The sequence below is a fragment of the Streptomyces sp. NPDC026589 genome (assembly GCF_040638385.1).
GTDB lineage: Bacteria > Actinomycetota > Actinomycetes > Streptomycetales > Streptomycetaceae > Streptomyces.
This window is the reverse complement of record NZ_JBEZYG010000027.1, coordinates 77,383-96,339: the sequence shown is the minus strand read 5'-3', so window position 1 is coordinate 96,339 and position 18,957 is coordinate 77,383. Positions and strand designations below refer to the sequence as shown.

17 protein-coding genes are annotated in these 18,957 nt (G+C 73.0%); 12 read left to right on the top strand and 5 right to left on the bottom strand.

The window, feature by feature from the left end; genetic code table 11:
- Positions 1-85: 85 nt before the first annotated feature.
- Positions 86-1,363 (top strand): extracellular solute-binding protein, encoded by a 1,278-nt coding sequence (locus AB0F29_RS34340; RefSeq protein ID WP_361880647.1) that lies wholly within the window; start codon positions 86-88, stop codon positions 1,361-1,363.
- A gap of 44 nt (positions 1,364-1,407) precedes the next feature.
- A complete protein-coding gene (locus tag AB0F29_RS34335; protein ID WP_361880644.1) occupies positions 1,408-1,689 on the top strand; it encodes a DUF3263 domain-containing protein in 282 nt (93 codons plus the stop codon).
- Between the two features lie 91 nt (positions 1,690-1,780).
- On the opposite strand, the gene AB0F29_RS34330 is transcribed toward AB0F29_RS34335, so the two are convergent.
- Positions 1,781-2,461 (bottom strand): phosphotransferase, encoded by a 681-nt coding sequence (locus tag AB0F29_RS34330; protein ID WP_361880641.1) that lies wholly within the window; start codon positions 2,459-2,461, stop codon positions 1,781-1,783.
- A 252-nt stretch (positions 2,462-2,713) separates the two neighbouring features.
- On the opposite strand from AB0F29_RS34330, the gene AB0F29_RS34325 reads away from it, so the two are divergent.
- The 4 genes from AB0F29_RS34325 to AB0F29_RS34310 all read left to right on the top strand — a co-directional run bounded on the left by AB0F29_RS34325 (position 2,714) and on the right by AB0F29_RS34310 (position 6,799).
- On the top strand, positions 2,714-4,093 hold the full coding sequence (locus AB0F29_RS34325; RefSeq protein ID WP_361880638.1) for an alpha-lytic protease prodomain-containing protein: 1,380 nt from the start codon (positions 2,714-2,716) through the stop codon (positions 4,091-4,093).
- 134 nt (positions 4,094-4,227) lie between these two features.
- Positions 4,228-5,079: a carbohydrate-binding protein gene (locus AB0F29_RS34320; protein ID WP_361880632.1), complete on the top strand. Its 852-nt coding sequence runs from the start codon at positions 4,228-4,230 to the stop codon at positions 5,077-5,079.
- 220 nt (positions 5,080-5,299) lie between these two features.
- Positions 5,300-5,809, top strand: a complete 510-nt coding sequence (locus tag AB0F29_RS34315) for a SigE family RNA polymerase sigma factor (protein WP_018959756.1) — start codon at positions 5,300-5,302, stop codon at positions 5,807-5,809.
- A gap of 75 nt (positions 5,810-5,884) precedes the next feature.
- Positions 5,885-6,799, top strand: a complete 915-nt coding sequence (locus tag AB0F29_RS34310) for a hypothetical protein (protein ID WP_361880629.1) — start codon at positions 5,885-5,887, stop codon at positions 6,797-6,799.
- Positions 6,800-6,904: 105 nt separating this feature from the next.
- Here AB0F29_RS34310 and AB0F29_RS34305 read toward each other — a convergent pair whose 3' ends face one another.
- Positions 6,905-8,581, bottom strand: coding sequence for a bifunctional 3'-5' exonuclease/DNA polymerase (locus tag AB0F29_RS34305; protein WP_361880626.1), 1,677 nt, complete (start codon positions 8,579-8,581; stop codon positions 6,905-6,907).
- A gap of 263 nt (positions 8,582-8,844) precedes the next feature.
- Here AB0F29_RS34305 and AB0F29_RS34300 point away from each other — a divergent pair, with 263 nt between their 5' ends.
- Together AB0F29_RS34300 and AB0F29_RS34295 are read left to right on the top strand one after the other, a co-directional pair.
- Positions 8,845-10,014, top strand: coding sequence for a DUF2786 domain-containing protein (locus AB0F29_RS34300; RefSeq protein ID WP_361880623.1), 1,170 nt, complete (start codon positions 8,845-8,847; stop codon positions 10,012-10,014).
- A gap of 38 nt (positions 10,015-10,052) precedes the next feature.
- Positions 10,053-12,179, top strand: a complete 2,127-nt coding sequence (locus AB0F29_RS34295; protein WP_361880620.1) for an FUSC family protein — start codon at positions 10,053-10,055, stop codon at positions 12,177-12,179.
- A gap of 18 nt (positions 12,180-12,197) precedes the next feature.
- On the opposite strand, the gene AB0F29_RS34290 is transcribed toward AB0F29_RS34295, so the two are convergent.
- Positions 12,198-12,716, bottom strand: a complete 519-nt coding sequence (locus AB0F29_RS34290; RefSeq protein WP_361880617.1) for a hypothetical protein — start codon at positions 12,714-12,716, stop codon at positions 12,198-12,200.
- 255 nt (positions 12,717-12,971) lie between these two features.
- Between AB0F29_RS34290 and AB0F29_RS34285 the strand changes: the two genes are divergently transcribed.
- Positions 12,972-13,214 carry a DUF397 domain-containing protein gene (locus tag AB0F29_RS34285; protein ID WP_003968242.1) on the top strand — a complete coding sequence of 81 codons (243 nt, stop codon included), beginning with the start codon at positions 12,972-12,974 and terminating at the stop codon, positions 13,212-13,214.
- Between the two features lie 38 nt (positions 13,215-13,252).
- Here AB0F29_RS34285 and AB0F29_RS34280 read toward each other — a convergent pair whose 3' ends face one another.
- Positions 13,253-13,759, bottom strand: a complete 507-nt coding sequence (locus AB0F29_RS34280; protein WP_361880613.1) for an ATP-binding protein — start codon at positions 13,757-13,759, stop codon at positions 13,253-13,255.
- Between the two features lie 357 nt (positions 13,760-14,116).
- Here AB0F29_RS34280 and AB0F29_RS34275 point away from each other — a divergent pair, with 357 nt between their 5' ends.
- Together AB0F29_RS34275 and AB0F29_RS34270 are read left to right on the top strand one after the other, a co-directional pair.
- On the top strand, positions 14,117-14,980 hold the full coding sequence (locus AB0F29_RS34275; RefSeq protein WP_361880610.1) for a helix-turn-helix transcriptional regulator: 864 nt from the start codon (positions 14,117-14,119) through the stop codon (positions 14,978-14,980).
- 58 nt (positions 14,981-15,038) lie between these two features.
- The gene (locus tag AB0F29_RS34270; protein ID WP_361880607.1) at positions 15,039-16,496 is read left to right on the top strand and encodes an aldehyde dehydrogenase family protein; all 1,458 of its coding nucleotides are present in this window, start codon (positions 15,039-15,041) and stop codon (positions 16,494-16,496) included.
- 72 nt (positions 16,497-16,568) lie between these two features.
- Here the strand turns inward: AB0F29_RS34270 and AB0F29_RS34265 are convergent, their stop codons facing one another.
- Complete coding sequence (locus tag AB0F29_RS34265) at positions 16,569-17,570, bottom strand: helix-turn-helix domain-containing protein (protein ID WP_361880604.1); 1,002 nt, start codon at positions 17,568-17,570, stop codon at positions 16,569-16,571.
- Positions 17,571-17,634: 64 nt separating this feature from the next.
- On the opposite strand from AB0F29_RS34265, the gene AB0F29_RS34260 reads away from it, so the two are divergent.
- Positions 17,635-18,957: an MFS transporter gene (locus AB0F29_RS34260; protein ID WP_361880601.1), complete on the top strand. Its 1,323-nt coding sequence runs from the start codon at positions 17,635-17,637 to the stop codon at positions 18,955-18,957.

Genomic DNA, 18,957 nt, shown 5'->3' with positions numbered 1-18,957 from the left:
CAGGACAGGGCGGCGCTGCCGCGGCCGAACGGAGGCCGGGGGCCGGCGCCGTGCGCGCCGTCCGTGAGCCAGGTGATCAACGAGGATGGGCGAGGCTGTGCAGCGGCGCTTTGTGGGTCTGACCGCGGCGGTGGCCGCGTTGGCAATGACGGCGACGTTGGCGGGCTGCGGCGGTGACGGCGGCCCGGGCGACGTCACGCTCAAGCTGGTCGCCGCCGACTACGGCACCAGCCCGGAGAACAGCTCCGAGAAGTACTGGAGCGGAGTCGCGGCGGGCTTCGAGAAGGAGCACCCCGGCATCAAGGTCGACGTCACCGTCCTGCACTGGAAGGACGTCGACCGCGAGGTCGCCGCCATGGTCAAGGCCGGCAACGCCCCGGACGTCGCCCAGATCGGCGCGTACGCGGACTACGCCAAGGCGGGCAAGCTCTACACCGCCGACGAGATGCTCGCGATCCGCACCACGGCGAACTTCCTGCCGAGGCTCGCCGACGCGGGCAAGATCGACGGCACGCTGTACGGCCTGCCCTTCGTCGCCAGCACCCGGCTGCTCTTCTACAACAAGGAGCTCTTCGACGAGGCGGGGCTGGGCGCCCCCGAGACCTGGGACGACATCCGGAGCGACGCCGCCGCGCTCAAGGCGGAAGGCGTCGACTACCCCTTCGCCCTGCCGCTCGGCGAGGAGGAGGCCCAGGCCGAGACCCTGATGTGGCTCCTCAGCGGTGGCGGCGGCTACACGGACGACGTCGGCGCGTACGACCTCGACTCGGCCCAGAACATCGCCACGTTCCGCTGGCTGCGGGACAACCTCGTCGGCGAGGGCCTCACCGGACCGGTCGAGCCCAGCAAGCTGGACCGCGCGAAGGCCTTCGAGGCGTTCGCCGACGGCGAGGTCGGCATGCTCAACGGCCACCCCACCCTGATGGACAAGGCCGAGGCCAAGGGCATCAAGGTCGGCATGGTGCCGCTGCCCGGCTTCGACGGCCCGACCAAGGGCTCCATGGGCGTGGCCGACTGGATGATGGGCTTCAAGGAGAACGGCCACCGCCAGGAGACAGGCAAGTTCCTCGACTACGCCTACTCCGACGAGAACGTGCTGGAGTTCGCCGAGAGTTACGACCTGCTCCCGGTGACCGGCAGCGCCTCCGCCGCGATGGAGACCGACAAGAAGCACAAGAAGCTGCGGCCGTTCCTGGCGGCCCTGCCGAACTCGACGCTCATCCCCTACAGCAAGACGTCCTGGGCCACGGTCAGCGACGGGATCAAGAAGAAGATCGGCAGCGCGGTCGCGCCGGGCAGCAACCCCGAGAGCATCCTCGGCGAGCTCGCCACCGAGGCGTCACAGGCGGAGGCCGCCGAGTAGCGGCCGCGGGCGCGGTGTCGGGGGTGGGCGTTAGGTTGGTCGACATGACCGCCCCCGACCACGAGCACCGGGCCCCCCGGGCCGATCCCGCCCCCGACGCCGGCGGACTGTCCGTACGGGACGGGGCGGTGCTGGCCCTGGAGCGGCGGCCCTGGGCGGGGCCCGGGGCGAAGGAGCGGGCGATCCGCGAAGAGCTCGGAATCTCGCCGGTCCGCTACTACCAACTGCTGAACGCGCTGATCGACGACGAGCGGGCGCTGCGCGAGGACCCGGTCACGGTGAACCGGCTGCGGCGTGTGCGCGACGCGAAGCGTGGGCGGCGCTGAGCGCGGGGTGATCGGGGCTCCAGCCCGGGCTGATCGGGGGCTCCGCCCCCGGGCCCCCGCTCCTCAATCGCCGGAGGGGCTTGATTTCCCCTTACGGGGCGCAGCCCAGCACCAGGTCCACCGCCCGGTCCAGGCGGGCCCGTTCGGGGTCGGTCAGATGCGGGTTCGCCCGCTGGCGGGCGCGGGCGAGGGACAGATCGGCGGCCGACGCGCCGCCCTCGTCGGAGAGTTCCGCCAGGAACGCCGTCAGCAGGGGCCGGATGCCCGCCCCGGCGGGGAGCTCCGGGTCGAGCGCGATCCGGGCCAGCGTCAGAGCCGACATCGCCCGGTCGAGACCGGGCGGGCCCTCCGCCGCGGTGGACCAGTCGATCACCACCGCGCCCCCCTCCGTCAGCACCACGTTCTCCGGACGCAGATCCAGATGGAGCACGCAGTCCTCCGGGTCGGCCGAGACCCGGGGCGGTATGGCGTGGAGCTCGCGCAGCAGCCGGGCGAGCAGCGCACCCGCCTCGGCCGCTTCCCACCGCCCCGCCCGCAGGGCCTCGGCCAGGGTCGGGCCGGTCAGCCGCTGGAGCACCAGGTCCGTGGGGCGGGCCCCTTCGGCGGGCGGACCGATGCGCGGCACCGGGAAGCCGAAGGCGCCGACGTAACTCATCACGGCCAGCTCCTCCGTGATGTCGGTGCGGTCCCGGTAGCGGCGAAGGACCCAGGAGCCGTCGAGTGCGTACACGTCGGCGGTGCGTCCCGAGCCCAGAAGTTGGCCTGTGTGCATGGGGCCGAACCTACCCGGGCGCCCCGCCGAAAGGGAGACGCGATCAGGCTTCGCCCGGCAGGGCCGCGAAATCGGCTCCGTACCCGCCCGCGGAGTGGGCCGAAGCACGCGCCGCGCGGCCCCATAACGCGGAGGGAGGGGGGTGAACGGGATCTCCTGCGCCGGGTGTCGCCGCCGCTACGGTTTCGGCAATTCCCTGGTCCGGACCAACCCCAGCCGGACCGGGACACCCCCAGAACCAAGGAGAGTGACGTGGAGAGAACCACGCTCCGCAGACGCGCCCTCGCCGCCGGCACCGCCACGGTGGCCGTGGGTGCGCTCGCCCTCGCCGGGCTGACCGGCGTGGCGTCCGCCGACCCCGCGGCCACCGCCGTTCCGCCGGTCTCCGCCGACAGCCTGTCGCCCGGCATGCTGGCCGCCCTGGAGCGCGACCTCGGCCTCGACGCGGACGACGCCCGCAGCCGGATAGCCAACGAGTACCGCGCCGCCGCCGTCGCCGCCGGGCTGGAGAAGTCCCTCGGCGCCAGCTTCGCCGGAGCCAGGGTCAGCGGCGCGAAGGCGACGCTGACCGTCGCCACCACCGACGCCTCCGAGGCCGCCCGGATCACCGACGCCGGAGCGCGCGCCGAGGTCGTCGGCCACAGCCTGGACCGGCTCGAGGGCGTCAGGAAGACCCTCGACAAGGCCGCGCTGAACAAGGCGCCCAAGAACGTGCCCGTCTGGTACGTCGACGTCGAGACCAACCGGGTCGTCGTCAACGCCGCCAGCACCGCCGCAGGACAGGCGTTCCTCAAGGCGGCCGGGGTCGACAGCGGCCTCGTCACCGTCGCCAGGTCCGCCGAACAGCCCCGCGCCCTCGCCGACATCCGGGGAGGCGACGCGTACTACATGAACGGCTCCGGCCGCTGTTCCGTCGGCTTCTCGGTGAAGCGCGGCACCCAGGGCGGCTTCGCCACCGCCGGCCACTGCGGCCGCGTCGGCACCACCACCAACGGCGTCAACCAGCAGGCCCAGGGCTCCTTCCAGGGCTCGACCTTCCCGGGCCGGGACATGGCCTGGGTCGCCACCAACGCCAACTGGACCCCGCGTCCGCTGGTGAACGGCTACGGGCGGGGCGACGTCACCGTCGCCGGCTCCACCGCGTCCGTCGTCGGCGCCTCGGTCTGCCGCTCCGGCTCCACCACGGGCTGGCACTGCGGCACCATCCAGCAGCTGAACACCAGCGTCACCTACCCGGAGGGCACCATCTCCGGGGTGACCCGCACCAGCGTCTGCGCCGAACCGGGCGACTCCGGCGGCTCCTACATCTCCGGCAACCAGGCACAGGGCGTCACCTCCGGCGGCTCGGGCAACTGCTCCTCCGGCGGTACGACGTACTTCCAGCCCATCAACCCGCTGCTCCAGACGTACGGGCTGACCCTGGTCACCAACGGCGGGCCGACGGACCCGCCCACCGACCCGCCGACCGACCCGCCCACCGACCCGCCGGGCGGCACCTGGGCGGCCGGCACCGCGTACGCCGCCGGCGCCACGGTGACGTACGGCGGAGCGACCTACCGCTGCCTCCAGGGACACACGGCCCAGCCCGGCTGGACCCCCGCGGCCGTCCCGGCGCTCTGGCAACGGGTCTGACCACCCGGGACCGGTCCCGGGACTGACCGCCCCGGGACCGGTCCGGCACCACCGAACCTCCTGAACCTCCCGCCTCCCGCCTCCCCGCGTCGAGGAACCCCGAGGACTCCGAGGAAACCGTCATGACCCCACAAATGGACAACACAACCCCCCATGAGCCCAACGCGTCCGACGAGACGTCGGGGGGCCGGCGGCGGATCAGCCGCAAAGGTCTCCTGAAGGCCGCGTTCGTCGCGAGCGCCGCGCCCCTGCTCGCCGGAGGGGGCGTCGCGCTCGCCCGGGACGCCGCCTCGTCCGGGAACGGGCCGCTGGCCCCGACCCCGGAGTGCGACGACGGCGACGACACGACGCCTCCGCAGATGGAGGGGCCGTACTTCAAGCCCAACTCACCGCGCCGCACCAGCCTGGTGACCCCGAGCACCCCCGGCGTACCGCTCACCGTGAGCGGCTACGTCTTCGGCCGGGCCTGCCGTCCCATCGCCGGGGCGCTGCTCGACTTCTGGCAGGCCGACACCAACGGGTCCTACGACATGGCCCAGTTCGCCTTCCGGGGGCATCAGTTCACCGGCACGGACGGGTCGTTCAGCCTCACCACCATCGTGGCGGGCCTCTACCCGGGCCGTACCCGGCACATCCATGTGAAGGCGCAGGCGCCCGGCGGGCGCATCCTCACCACCCAGCTGTACTTCCCGAACGAGCCGCGCAACAACACCGACGCGCTGTTCGATCCCGAGCTGCTGATGAACGTCCGCACCGTCGGGAACGGGCGGCAGGGCACCTTCGACTTCGTGCTGGACGTCGCCCAGACGCCCGGCCCGACCGATCCGCCCACCGATCCGCCGGGCGGCACCTGGTCGTCCGGCACCTCCTACCGCGCGGGTGACCGCGTGACGTACGGCGGGGTCGCCTACCGCTGTCTGCAGGCACACCGGGCCATGTCGGGCTGGGAGCCGCCGAACGTCCCCGCGTTGTGGGAACGCGGGTAGACGAGGACACAGCGAGCGCACCACCGCCCGCGCCCCGTTCACGCCGTCCGGCGCGTGAACGGGGCGCTTCTCGCGTTCCCCTCCCCCCACGAGCCCCACGAGCCCCCACGAGGTGGTCCGGCCCCGGGACCGGAAAAGTTCTCGCGGATCGTCCGAAACATTTGCCCTCCCCCGCCGCGTCGTACAGGGGGAAGGGCGGAACGGACGGACGGGGGAGTGCATGAGGGCGTCGCGTACCGAGGAGTTCAAGGTGTTCGCGGCCGGCCGGGCCGGCCATCTGTTCCGCTCGGCCTGCCTGCTGACCAGCGGCGATGTGCACCTCGCCGAGGACCTGGTGCAGGAGACGCTGAGCCGGATGTACGTGCTGTGGGGCCGGGCCCGCAGGATCGACAACCCGGCGGCGTACGCGCAGACCGTCCTCGTACGGACCTTCCTGACCCACCGGCGACGCCGCTCCGCGAGCGAACGCCCGCTGGCCGAACTGCCCGAGGGCGCTCAGACCGCCCCCGACGACCCGGCGCTGCGGATGACGCTGCTCCGGGCCCTGGCCCAACTGGCCCCCAAGGACCGGGCGGTCGTGGTGCTGCGGTACTGGGAGGACCGGAGCATCGAGGAGACCGCCGCCGCCCTCCAGGTCAGCTCCGCCGCCGTACGGACCCGCTGCGTGCGGGCCCTCGGGCGGCTGCGTGAACTGCTGGGCGGCAGCATCGCGGAGTTCGCCGCCCGCTGACCTCCGGCCGCCTGCCCGACCGGCCCCGTGGGCCGTCAACCGTCGATCATCCAGAACGAGAAGTGGTGGTTCCCCATGCCCAGTGAAGACGAGCAGCCGTTCGAGGACGGCCTCGGTACGGAAATCCGCCGTGCCGGAGAGACCTTCGAGCTGTCCGGCCGCGGCGCCCTGGTGGACGGCGCGCTGGAACACGGCCGGCGCACCCTGCGCCGCCGCCGTGCCGCCGCCGTGGCGGGCAGTGTGCTGACCCTGGCCCTCGTCGGCGGCGGGGTCACGTTCGCCACCGGGCAGCTGGGCGCCTCCGGCGACGGGGCGAGCGTCGCGAGCAGTGGCCCGATCCCGCAGACGGCCGCCACCCCCACGGACGCTGCCACGGACACCGCCACCCCCACGCCGGCGGCCGCGCCCACGGACGCCGCGACGGCCACCCCGTCGGGCGCGCCCCCGGCCCCGACCCCGGACGCGCCGGCGCCCACCGCCAAGGACACCGCGCGCACCGGCGAGCCATCGCCGGACCCGGCGTCGCGCGGAACGCACGATGCGGGGGAGCCGGCGCCGCCGCTCGACTATGCGCTGCTGATGCCCACCTTCCGCTCGCTGCTGCCCGACGGCCTCTCCGTGGGGGAGGAGACGGACAGCGGGGGCGAGTTCGCGTCGGTCGTCGTCGACGACGGCAAGGGCCGGTCCCTCGTGCAGATCAATGTGCAGCGCGACATGCGGGACGTCGCCGACCAGCTGTACCGCGAGGCGACCACCCTGCCGGACGGCACCCTGCTCGCCACCTCGAAGAAGCCCGGTGAGAAGGGCGGACAGGGAGTGGTCATGTGGACGGCCGACACGATGCGCCCCGACGGTATGCGGGTCGTCGTCTCGGCCTTCAACTCCGGCGAGCAGTCGAGCCCCGCCACCCGGCCCGCGCCCGCGCTCACGATGGACCAGCTCACCGCCCTGGCCATCAGCCCGGAATGGCCGAGGCTCCAGCAGCGGTAAGGGACGTCCGGCGCATCATGACCGGGTCCGCGACGGCCGGCATGTCCCGGTTACGCCAGGGACCGGGCCCGCGACGGCCGGCATGTCCCAGTCTCGCCACGGGCGTCACTTGGCGTCCGCATACCGCTCCACCACCGCCGTCGTGAAGGGAAACCGCACCGGCGTCCGACCGAAGGCGGTCCGCCCGGCCAGCTCGCCCGCCGCGCGGATCGCCTCGGCGACGGCGGTGCTCTCTTCGGCCGGGCAGTGCACGATCACCTCGTCGTGCTGGAAGAACACCAACCGCGCCCGCAGCCCCTGCTCATGGAGCGTCCGGCGGAGCGCGGCCAGCAGCAGCAGCGCCCAGTCGGCCGCGCTGCCCTGCACCACGAAATTACGGGTGAAGCGCCCCCGGGCCCGCGCCGGACCGCCGTCCGGCGCGGCCCCGGAGCCCTCGGGACCCTCTTGGGGAAGGCCCGCCTCCTCGTCCTGCCCCGCCGGCGCGACCGGCGGGCTGGTCCGGCCCAGCCAGGTGCGCACCACCCGCCCCTCCTCGCCCGCCCGCGCCGCGTCGTCGACATAGGCGACGGCGAGCGGGAAGCGGCGGCGCAGGGCGGCCAGGTTCTTCAGTCCGTCCCCGGACGTCTGGCCGTAGATCGCCCCGAGGAGTGCCAGCTTGGCGTGGTCGCGGTCGCCGGAGAACGCCCGGTCGGACAGGGCCTTGTAGAGGTCGCCGTCATGACCGGCCACCTCCATCAGACCCCGGTCGCGGGAGATCGCCGCCAGCACCCGGGGCTCCATCTGGTCGGCGTCCGCGACGACGAGCCGCCACCCCTCGTCGGCGACGACGGCCTGCCGGATCACCTTGGGGATCTGGAGGGCCCCGCCGCCGTTGGTCGTCCAGCGGCCGCTGACCGTGCCGCCCGGCTGGTACTCCGGGCGGAAGCGGCCCTCGCGCACCCAGTCCTGGAGCCAGGACCAGCCGTGCGCCGTCCAGATCCGGTACAGCTTCTTGTACGCGATCAGCGGTTCGACCGCCGGATGGTCCAGCTCCTCCAGCTCCCAGCGCCGGGTCGACTTCACCGGGATGCCCGCCTGCGCGAACGCCTTCACCACATCGGCCGGCAGGTCGGGGCGGACTCTTCGGCCGAACGCCGCCGACACCTCGTCCGCCAGCTCGGCGAGCCTGCGGGGCTCGCCGCCGCCCGCGTACCGCTCGCCCAGGAGTCCGTTCAGCAGCTCCCGGTGGACGTCGGCACGCCAGGGCAGCCCGGCCCGGTGCATCTCGGCGGCCACGAGCATCCCCGCCGACTCCGACGCGGTCAGCAGGCGCATCCGGTCCGGGTGCTCCGCCGCGTCGTGACGGCGCACCTGGTCCGCGTAGACCCGCAGGTGCCCCTCGAACGGCACCGCGGGGCCCGACGGCGGCTCGAAGAGGGAGGACTGCGCGCCCGGCTCGGCGGACCGGGCGGGCGGGTCCGGCGGCACCGGCGCGTTGTCCAGCCGGGCCAGCGCGGCGGCGGCGGAACGGGGCTCGCCGAGCCGCCCGGCGTGCCCGAGCAGCAGCAGCTCGGCGCACTCGATGTCGTAGCACCGCTCGACCCGGACCCCGGCGGCCAGCAGCCGGGGGTAGATCTCGGCGGTCGACCGCCACACCCAGCGCACCACGTCGGGCCGGGAGCGGACCGATTCGACGAGGTCGGGCTCGGCGAGGACCGGCCCGGCGGGCATGCCGTCCCGGGCCAGCGGCGCGAGCAGCGCCCCGCCCCCGTCCGCAGCCGCCACCGCCCACCGTTCGGTCATGGGTGCGAGTCTGGCACCCGCCACTGACAGTGCCCCGTAGGCGGAGCGCGCCGGGCCTCGGGTGGGCCGGGCCCCCGGCGCGCCGGGTTGTCCGTGGGCAGGGGCCGGCCGCCTCTGGTCCGGGCTGCCCGTGGTCCGGGCTGCCCGTGGTCCGGGCCGCCCCTGGGCCTGAGGGCTCCCGCCTCCGTTGCTTCCGTAAAAGGGGCGGTGCGGGCCGTGCGGGCCGTGCGGGCGGTGCGGGCGGTGCGCCTACCCTTGGCCGGATGGAATCGGTGATCGACCGGGCGTGCGCGGCGGCCCTCTACGTGGAGGGCGACGCCGCCCTCGACACCGGGGCCTCCCTGCTCGCCGCCGCCCCGGAGGCGGACGCGGAGGCGCACCGGCGCGGCGAGGAGTTCGTGCGCCGGGCGTGGGACCGGGGCTGGCACCCGGCCGACCTGGTCCGGTTCGTCCGCCATGAGCTGGACGAGCGGCGGGCGGCGCTGGCCGCGACCCTGATCACCGCCGAGACCGCCCGCTACGCGGAGCTGCCGCCCCGCTGGCGGCAGCAGCTCGCCGAACTGCCCGCGCCCGTGCCGCGCAACCGCCCGGACCGGTTCCGTTACGCGGGTGACCTGCTGGAGCTGTACCGGCTGCTGCTGCGGCTGCCCGCCATCGAGCCCGTGGGGCCCCCGCCCGGCGCCGCCGCCGACCACCTGCACCGGCCGCCCGCCGCCGACGAGCCCCGCATGCTGACCCGGATCCGGGCGCTGCTGGCGAAGGCGGAGGCGACCGGTTTCCCGGAGGAGGCCGAGGCGCTGACCACCAAGGCGCAGGAGCTGATGGCCCGGCACAGCATCGACGAGGCCCTCCTCGCCGCCCGGACGCACAGCCGCGAGACGCCGGGCGCCCGCCGGATCGGGGTGGAGCCCCCGTACGAGAGCGCCAAGGCGATCCTGCTCGACGCGGTCGCCTCCGCGAACCGCTGCCGGGCCGTGTGGAACGACGATCTCGGCTTCACCACGGTCGTCGGCTTCGAGCCGGACCTGGAGGCCGTCGAGCTGCTGTTCACCTCCCTGCTCGTCCAGGGGACGGCCGCGATGACCCGGGCGGAGGCCGGTCAGCGCGCCGGAGGACGCAAGCGGACCAAGACCTTCCGGCAGGCGTTTCTGATGGGGTACGCCCAGCGGCTCGGCCGCCGGCTCGCCGACGGCGCCGAGCGGGTCACCGCGGCGGACGGCGCCGACGCGGTTCCGGCCGGCGAGCTGCTGCCGGTGCTGGCCGCCCGGGACGTCGCGGTCACCGAGACCGCCGGGCGGATGTTCCCGAGGACCACGACATCGCGGGTCCGCGGCGTCACCGACCTGGACGGCTGGACGCACGGCACCGAGGCCGCCGACCGGGCGCACACGGGCGGCACGTCCCACCGACCCGATGGCGAAATCATGTCCTAAGTCGAGCTTGTCCTGGATTGCACGGCTAGGCTCGGCCCATGAGCTGGCTCCGGGCGCTGAAGGAGACCGCCCGCTCGGGGCTGGAGATCGAGCGGCAGAGGCTGGAACCCCTCATCGCCCTGCGCGGTGCGGCCGGCCTCGCCCTCGTCGTCGGGGCCGGCCTCGTGATGTTCGGGCCGGAGATCGCGGCGAGCTCCGCGTTCGGCGCGTTCCAGGCGGCCCTCGCCACCTTCCAGCGCAGCTGGCGGCCCCGCCCCGTCCTCGCCCTCGTCTCCGGTGCGAGCCTCGCCGTATCGACGTTCGTCGGCTACGTCAGCGGCGCGCACGTCGTGCTCTTCCTGTGCCTCCTCGGCGCCTGGACCTTCCTCGCCGGACTGGCCTGGGCGGCGGGCCCCACGGGCGGCATCATCGCCGCGTCCAACGTCGCGATCATGCTGGTGACGATCACCCTGCCCACCTCGGTCGTGGACGCCGCCGCCCACGCCGGGATGATCGCCGTCGGCGGGGTCGTGCAGGCGGCCCTCATCGTCCTCTTCCCGGTCCGCAGATGGGGCGCCCAGCGCGACGCGCTCGCCGACGCCCTGGCCGCCGAGGCCGACTACGCCCGCCGCCTGCGGCTCGACCCGGTCGCCCCCTTCGACCCGCTGCCCCTGATGACCGCCCGCAGCGCCGCCGCCGTCACCCCGCGGGAGGCCCGCCGCCGCCCGGCCGAACTGCACGGGGCCCGGGGGGTCGCCGAGCGGCTGCGCCCGGTGCTCGCCTCGCTCGCGGACCCGGCGATGGGGGTGCCCGGCGACGGTCTTGAGCGGCTCTGGGTGAACGAGCTGCTGGGCGCGGCCGGATCGGTCCTGGACGCCGCCGCGCGCGCTGTCCGGCACGGCGAGCCCGTCCATCTCTCCGCCACGGACCTGGGCGTCCTGAAGACCCCCGACAACGATGTGATCCTCGTCGGCCCCGCCCGCCGCGCCGCCGACCGGCTCTCGGCCCTGCTCGACGACGTCCTGGAGATCGCCGAGGGCACGGGGACCGACAGCGGGATCCCCTCCGGCCTCGCCCCGGACACCCGGCAGCGGCCCACGCTGCTGAAGCTGGTCCCGGTGGTGCTGACCTCGATGCGCCGCGAGCTGCACCACGGCTCGCCGATCCTGCGCCACGCCGTCCGGGTCGCGGTGGTCGCCGTCTCCGGGTACTTCGTCGGCGAGGCCGTGCCGTTCGGCCACGGCTACTGGGCGCCGATGACCGCCGTCATGGTGATGCGGCCCGAGTTCTCGCAGACGTACGCCCGCGCGGCGGGACGCTTCGGCGGCACCCTGGTCGGCGTCGGGCTCGCCACCGCCGTCGTGCAGACCACCAATCCCGACGCCCGGCTCTCCGCGCTCCTCGCGGTGATCTGCGCCTGGCTGATGTACCTGCTGATGCGCACCGGCTACGCCGTCGGCCAGGTCTGTGTCGCCGCGTACGTCGTCTTCCTGCTCGGCATGGCCGGCGACGACTGGTCCCAGACCGTCACCGAGCGCATCGTCCTGACGCTCGTCGGCGGACTCCTGGCGATGATCTCGTATGCCGTCTATCCGGCCTGGGAGACCCCGCGGCTGCGCGACCGGCTGGCCGAGTGGCTGGTGGCGGACGGGCGGTACGCGGCCACGGTCGTCGACCGGTACGCGGAGCCCGCCTCCCGGGACGCCGAGGACGTCCGGGACGCCCTGATCGCCACCCGGGAGGCGCGTGTTGCGTGGCAGGAAGCGCTGGCGACCGCCCAGCACGAACCCGTACGCCACCGGGGCATCTCCCGGGCCGCCGCGACCGACGCCCAGCACGCGCTGGCCCAGCTGGGCCGGTCCGCGATGGTGCTGGAGGCCCATCTGCCGGCCCGGTCGGCCGACCCGGTGCCCGGCGCCGCCCAGCTGGCCGAGGCGTTGCGCCGGGCCACCGAGAAGGGCGCCAGGGCGGTACGGGAGCGGCGGCTGCCCGACTGGCAGCCGGTGGTGGACGCGGTGGCCCACTGGGACATGCCCACCCCGGCGGACGACGGCACGACGCCGATCGGCGACCCGGTCGTGCGCCGGGGCGCGGCGCTGCTCCTGGACGCGCTGGAGGAGTTCACCCGGGCCCTGGACGAGCGGGGCGGCTCCACCCGGGTCAGCAGCACGCTGGCCGAGGGCTGAGCGGCCCCCGGGCGGGTGTCAGGGCGCGGGGATCTCGGGCAGGTCCCCGAGGCCGGGGAGCGAGGGCATGCCGCTCGGCAGCTTGCCCGGGTCGGCCTTGGTGAGGGTGTCCTTGACGCCGCCGTCCCACGAGAGCACCAGCTTCGTGCCGTCCACGGAGTCGATCGCGCCCATCGTGCGGTCGGTGGAGCCGCCGGTGCACTTCAGCGCCAGCATCGGTTCGCCGCCCATGTCCTTCACATCGCCCTGGCACACGGACTGATCGGCGACCAGGGCGACCTTGCGGGCGCTGATGGACGCCGTGACGTTCTTGCCGTCCGTCAGCCCCACCCAGGTGCCCTCCAGCGCCGCGGCGTCCACGGCGCCGCTGCCGGCGGACTCCCCGGAACCATGGCCGCCGCCGCTCCCGGGCGTCGCGCTCGCCGCGGAATCCGCGCCGGAATCCTTGCTCGCCCCGTCGCCGCCGCATGCGGTCAGCGCCAGTGCGGCGGCCAGAGCGGCGACCGCGACGGCGCCGGTGCGTAGAGACCTGGTCACGTGGAGTTCCCCCTTGCTGTTTTCCGGTCGAAAGACCGCGCCACGTTACCAAGGTCCGCAGCGATCAACTCCCTTGAACGGGAGCGAAATAGGCGTGCCGTTCGTCTCTCTTCCCGGAGGGCGGGGCCGGGGCGGAAAAGCCTGTAATCAAAGCAACACCCCGTGTGCACGTGCATCTGCTCATGCATTGGCATATGAACAGAGCTATGATCCGAGCTAGTTGACACTTGCACCTTGCAACTCGGGGAGCGTCCTGTGCACCACGTGTACAACGGCATGGCGGCCACAGAGCTTCGCGGAGTCGTCTGGCAGAAGAGCAGGCACAGCAACTCCCAGGGATCCTGTGTGGAGTTCGCGCGGCTGCCCGGAGGGAATGTGGCGATGCGGAACTCCCGCCACCCCGACGGGCCCGCCCTCGTCTATACGCCGGCGGAGATAGAGGCACTGCTGCTCGGCGTCAAGGACGGCGAGTTCGACCACCTCGCCGCGGGCGCCTGACGCCGGGTCCGGCCCGTGACGGGCCGGACCCGGCGTACTCACGAACTCGGCTTCGCGTTCTCCTGGAGCCGGAAAAGAGCCCAGACGACCTTGCCGTACAGCGGGCCCGAAGGCAGTTCTCCGAGCTGTACGGGCGAGGGGTGCCAGCCCCAGCTGTCGCTGACGCATTCCACCAGGAAGAGTCCGCGGCCGGATTCGGCCGAATCCGCCGCCTCGCCCGCGACCGGGCTCTCCCGGCTGGGGTCGCGCACGGCGCACACCAGTCGCGAGGTCCAGCGCATCAGATGCAGTCGCACCGGCGGGTCCTGGAATTCCCGGGGCGGATCGCCGGGCAGCGCGTGGCGCAGGGCGTTGGTGACGAGTTCGGACACCACCAGGGCGACGTCGTCGAAACGGTCGCCCAGCTCCCATCGCTCCAGCGTCGACCGGGTGAACTTCCGTGCCCCGCCGACCGCTTCGTAGCGTGCGGGCAGAGCACAGGACGCCGATCCGGCAACCCCTGAGGGGTCGGTGGGGGGAAGCCCCTGCCGTAACGGCTCGAGCATCGTCGATCCATTCGTCCCCATACGAGGCACTCCCGGGATTCGCGGCTGTAGCGGCACTGCCTGTAGCGGTACTGCGGGGGGTACAGCGGCACAACACGAGCACGCAGGTGCGCGAGGACCATGGTTCCGAATGCGCAGGGCAGATGCAAGGGCAGATGCACGTGCACGCGCCGGACCTGCCCGATACCGTGGTGGTTCCGGGGCATTTCTTCCCTGGGTCAGTTTCGGGTGCTTCTTAAACGTCTTCCCATTTCCGTAATCGAATGAGTACGGGCTGAAGCGTTTTGGTGGCAGAATCCGGCAGTCGGGGTTGGGGGACTCCGGTTGCCAGGGGAAGCGATGGGGAGGGTCGGGCCAGTGTCGGCAGGCGAGTCGAGTGGATCGGTGGTGCGGCGCATCCTCCTGGGCTCTCAGCTCAGGAGACTGCGGGAGTCGCGCGGAATCACCCGTGAGGCGGCCGGCTACTCGATCCGGGCCTCCGAATCGAAGATCAGCCGCATGGAGTTGGGACGGGTGAGCTTCAAGGCCAGGGACGTCGAGGACCTGCTCACGCTCTACGGAGTCGCGGACGAGGCGGAGCGCGACTCCCTCCTCGGTCTGGCCCGTGAGGCCAACGTGGCTGGTTGGTGGCACAGTTACGGAGACGTGCTGCCCGGCTGGTTCCAGACGTACATCGGCCTGGAGGGCGCCGCCTCTCTCATCCGTGTCTATGAAGTGCAGTTCGTGCACGGGCTGTTGCAGACCGAGGCGTATGCCCACGCCGTCGTCTCGCGCGGAATGCGCGGAGCCTCGCCCGCCGAGGTCGACCGCCGGGTGGCCCTGCGGCTGGAGCGCCAGAAGGCCCTCGTCTCGGAGCGCGCCCCGACGTTCCACGCCGTGCTCGACGAGGCGGCGCTCCGCCGCCCGTACGGCGAACGCGACGTCATGCGTGCCCAATTGCGGCATCTGATCGATATGTCGGAGCAGCCGAACATCACGCTCCAGGTCATGCCCTTCAGTCATGGCGGTCATGCCGGCGAGAGCGGATCGTTCACGATGCTGCGTTTCCCGGAATCCGATCTGTCGGACATTGTCTATTTGGAGCAGCTGACGAGTGCGCTCTATCTGGACAAGCCCGAGGAAGTCGCGCAGTACGAAAAAGCCATGGCGGGTCTCGCCCAGGACAGCCCCACACCGGAAGACAGCCGGGATCTTCTGCGCGGTCTACTCCAACTGGCGTAATTTCTCAGTACGATGACGTCGCATCAGGAGTCTGCGAACGCCTGCAGTAAGGGATTGCATGTCCTTCTTCCATGAACTGGCCCACCAGTACATCGACGGCGAGTGGCTGACCGGCAGCGGCTCGTGGGACATCATCGATTTCAATCCCTACAACGGTGAGAAACTCGCCGCCGTCACCGTGGCCACCGCGCTGGAGGTCGACCGGGCCTACCGGGCCGCCGAGCGGGCCCAGCGGGAGTGGGCCGCCGTCAATCCCTACGAGCGCCGAGCCGTCCTCGAACGCGCGCTCCGCGTCACCGGTGAACGCGCGGAGGAGATCGTCGAGGCGATCATCGACGAACTGGGCGGCACCCGGCTGCGGGCCCAGTACGAGGTCCGGGGTGCGACCGAGTTCCTGCGCGAGGCGATCCGCCAGGCGCTGCGGCCCACCGGGCGGCTGCTGCCCGCCGTGGGGGACGGCCGGGAGAACCGGCTCTACCGGCTGCCCGTCGGTGTCGTGGGTGTCATCAGCGCCTTCAACTTCCCTTTCCTGGTGACGATGAAGTCCGTGGCCCCCGCCCTGGCGCTCGGCAACGCGGTCGTCGTGAAACCCCATCAGAACGCGCCCGTCGTGGGCGGCGGTCTGATAGCGAGGATCTTCGAGGACGCCGGGCTGCCGGCCGGGCTGCTCAACGTGGTGATCACCGACAGCGCCGAGATCGGCGACGCGTTCATCGAGCACCCCGTGCCCAAGGTGATCTCGTTCACCGGATCGGACCGGGTCGGCCGGCACATCGCCGCCACCGCGGCGGGCGCCTTCAAGCGGACCATCCTCGAACTGAGCGGGAACAGCGCCCTGGTGGTGCTGGAGGACGCCGACGTCGACTACGCGGTCCGGGCGGCCGTCTTCAGCCGCTTCCTGCACCAGGGGCAGGTCAGCATGGCGGCCAACCGGATCCTGGTGGACCGGTCGGTGGCGGCGGAGTTCACCGAGCGGTTCACCGCCGAGGTGGCCGCCCTGAAGACCGGGGACCCGAGGGACCCGGAGACCCGGATCGGCCCCGTCATCAACGCCTTCCAGGCCGACGCGCTGGACGCCCTGGTGGCCCGGGCGGTCGCGGACGGCGCGACGGCGCTCGTGCGCGGCCGGACCGTCGGCAACGTCGTCGGCCCGACCGTCCTGACCGGCCTCGCGGAGGACTCCCCGCTGCTTCGGCAGGAGATCCTCGGCCCGGTGGCCCTGTTGATGACGTTCGACGGCGAGGAGGAGGCCGTGCGGATCGTCAACGACAGCCCGTACGGACTCAGCGGCGCGGTGCACACCCGGGACGCGGAGCGCGGCGTGAAGTTCGCGCAGCGGATCGTCAGCGGGATGTTCCACGTCAACGACTCCACCGTGCAGGACGATCCGCTCGTCGCGTTCGGCGGTGAGAAGACGTCCGGGGTCGGCCGGCTGAACGGCGAGGCCGTGGTCGAGGCGTTCACCACCCAGCGGTGGATGTCGATCCAGCACGGCCGCTCGGTCTTCCCGTTCTGACGGCCGTTCCGTTCCGGCGGTCTCCCCGTTCTGACGGGGGCTGCCGCTTTCTGATGGCGGCTGCTGCCTTCTTCAGTTCCCCGGCCCCCGGAACGTGGTGCGGTAGGCGCTCGGCGAGACGCCGAGCGCCGCGTGGAAGTGGTGGCGCAGATTGGCCGCCGTGCCGAGCCCGGCGCGGGCGGCCACCTGCTCGACGGGCACGTCCGACTCCTCCAGCAACTCCCGGGCCAGTTCGATACGTTGCCGGGTCAGCCAGTTCATGGGCGTCAGCCCGACCTCGTCCCGGAACCGCCGGGTGAAGTGCCGGACGCTCATCGACTCCCTGGCCGCCAGCTGCCCCAGCGTGATCGGGTCCTGGAGCCGGCGCAGCGCCCACGCACGGGCGGCCGAGGTCCCCGGAGCCGACCGTTCGGGCACCGGCCTGCGGATGTACTGGACCTGCCCGCCCTCGCGATGGGGCGGTACGACCGTGCGCCGGGCCACGTCGTTCGCGACGGCGCTCCCGTGGTCGCGGCGGATCATGTGCAGGCAGAGGTCGATCCCGGAGGCGCAGCCCGCCGAGGTCAGCACGGTCCCGCCGTCGGTGTAGAGCACGTCCGGGTCCAGCTCGACCCGGGGGAAGAGCCGGGCGAACCGCTCCGTGTACCGCCAGTGGGTCGTCGCCCGGTGCCCGTCGAGCAGTCCTGCCGAGGCCAGCAGATACGCCCCCGTGCAGATCGAGGCCACCCGGACGCCGGGCCGGATCAGCGCGAAGGCCTCCGCCAGCGGGGCCGGCAGCGCCGGGGTCTCCTGGACGTAGTCCTCGTACGAGGACAGGACGATCACGGTGTCGGCCTCGGCCAGCGCCTCGGGGCCGTGCGGGACGGCCACGGTGAAGTCGCCGTCCGTGCGCACGTCCCCGGGCGACAGGGTGCAGGTGGCGACCTCGTACAGCGGCTCGCCGTCCGCCGAGGCCCCCTGCCTGGCCTGGCCGAAGAGCTGGTGCACGATGCCCAGCTCGATGGGGAGCAGGACCTCGCGGGCGAGCACGGCGACGCGGTGCCGCCCGGGGTGGGTGAAGACCGTCATGGCCATATCCTTGCGCACCTGGTCCATCTGGACACTCGTGGGGACGGGCCCCGCTCGCGACGCTGAAGCCATGGCCCCTTCGACCTCGGCATCCCCGTACACCCCGCTCTCCCGCCGGCCCTCCCGGATCCACCGCGCCTGGCTGATGGCCGCCGTCGCGGGCGCGGCCATCGTCACGGCCGGGGCGTTCACCACCGTGCCGGGCCTGCTGGTGACGCCCCTGCACGAGGAGTACGCCTGGGAACGGGGGCAGATCGCGCTCGCCGCCTCGGTGAACATGGTGCTGTTCGGCCTCACCGCCCCGTTCGCGGCGGCGCTGATGGACCGCGTCGGGGCCCGCCGCGTCGTCATGGGTGCGCTGCTGCTGGTCACCGCGGGGGCGCTGCTCACCGGCGTCATGACGCGGCCGTGGCAACTGGTCGCGTACTGGGGCGTGCTGATCGGCCTCGGCAGCGGCTGCCTGACCATGACATTCGCCGCCGGGATCACCGCCCGCTGGTTCGACCGGCGGCGCGGCCTGGTGACCGGTGCGCTCAGCTCCTCCAGCCACCTGGGCCAGTTGCTCTTCCTGCCCCTGCTGGCCTGGTCCGTGGGCCGCTTCGGCTGGCGTCCGCCGGTGGTGACGCTGGCCCTGGTGGCCCTGGCGGTCGCCGCCCTGGTGTTCCTGCTGCTGCGCGACCACCCGGCGGACGTGGGCGTGAAGCCGTACGGGGCAACGGAGTTCGTCCCCCGCCCGCCCCCGGTCCCCGGAGCGGCCGGGCGGGCGCTGAGGGTGCTGCTGCGTGCGGCGCGCACCGGCCCGTTCTGGTTGCTGGCCGGGGTCTTCGCCCTCTGCGGAGCGTCGACCAACGGCATCATGTGGTCCAACTGGGCGCCCGCCGCGCATGATCACGGCATGCGGGCCACGGCGGCGGCCTCGCTGCTGTCCCTCGTCGGGATCTTCTCCGCCCTCGGCGCGCTGCTGGCCGGGTGGCTGACCGACCGGTTCGACCCGCGCCGGCTGCTGACCGTCTGCTTCGCCGTCCGCGCGCTCACCCTGCTCGCGCTGCCCCTGGTGTTCACCTCCACGGTCACGGCCCCGATGCTGCTGTTCGTGGCGGTCTACGGACTCGTCGACGTCGCGACCGTGCCGCCCGTCATCGAGCTGGCCCGCCGCGTGTACGGGGACGACGGCGCCGTCGTCTTCGGCTGGACGAACGCCGCCCACCAGCTGGGGGCGGGCGCCTCGGCGTTCCTCGGGGCCACCGCGCGGGACGTCTTCGGTACGTACGACGTGGTGTGGGCGGCGCTGGCGGCCGGCTGCCTCGTCGCCGCACTGCTGGCCCCGGCCGTACGCGTGAGGGCACACCGACCGGCCGAACGCAAGCGGGCGGGCTACCCTAGTCAAAGTTGA

Bases quoted from the DNA above. Each gene is read 5' to 3' on its own strand.
- AB0F29_RS34270 (WP_361880607.1), top strand. From the start codon at position 15,039: ATGTCCTTCTTCCATGAACTGGCCCACCAGTACATCGACGGCGAGTGG.
- AB0F29_RS34310 (WP_361880629.1), top strand. From the start codon at position 5,885: ATGCCCAGTGAAGACGAGCAGCCGTTCGAGGACGGCCTCGGTACGGAA.
- AB0F29_RS34260 (WP_361880601.1), top strand. From the start codon at position 17,635: ATGGCCCCTTCGACCTCGGCATCCCCGTACACCCCGCTCTCCCGCCGG.
- AB0F29_RS34305 (WP_361880626.1), bottom strand. From the start codon at position 8,581: ATGACCGAACGGTGGGCGGTGGCGGCTGCGGACGGGGGCGGGGCGCTG.
- AB0F29_RS34320 (WP_361880632.1), top strand. From the start codon at position 4,228: ATGGACAACACAACCCCCCATGAGCCCAACGCGTCCGACGAGACGTCG.
- AB0F29_RS34330 (WP_361880641.1), bottom strand. From the start codon at position 2,461: ATGCACACAGGCCAACTTCTGGGCTCGGGACGCACCGCCGACGTGTAC.
- AB0F29_RS34340 (WP_361880647.1), top strand. From the start codon at position 86: ATGGGCGAGGCTGTGCAGCGGCGCTTTGTGGGTCTGACCGCGGCGGTG.
- AB0F29_RS34280 (WP_361880613.1), bottom strand. From the start codon at position 13,759: ATGCTCGAGCCGTTACGGCAGGGGCTTCCCCCCACCGACCCCTCAGGG.
- AB0F29_RS34265 (WP_361880604.1), bottom strand. From the start codon at position 17,570: ATGGCCATGACGGTCTTCACCCACCCCGGGCGGCACCGCGTCGCCGTG.
- AB0F29_RS34300 (WP_361880623.1), top strand. From the start codon at position 8,845: ATGGAATCGGTGATCGACCGGGCGTGCGCGGCGGCCCTCTACGTGGAG.
- AB0F29_RS34335 (WP_361880644.1), top strand. From the start codon at position 1,408: ATGACCGCCCCCGACCACGAGCACCGGGCCCCCCGGGCCGATCCCGCC.
- AB0F29_RS34295 (WP_361880620.1), top strand. From the start codon at position 10,053: ATGAGCTGGCTCCGGGCGCTGAAGGAGACCGCCCGCTCGGGGCTGGAG.
- AB0F29_RS34315 (WP_018959756.1), top strand. From the start codon at position 5,300: ATGAGGGCGTCGCGTACCGAGGAGTTCAAGGTGTTCGCGGCCGGCCGG.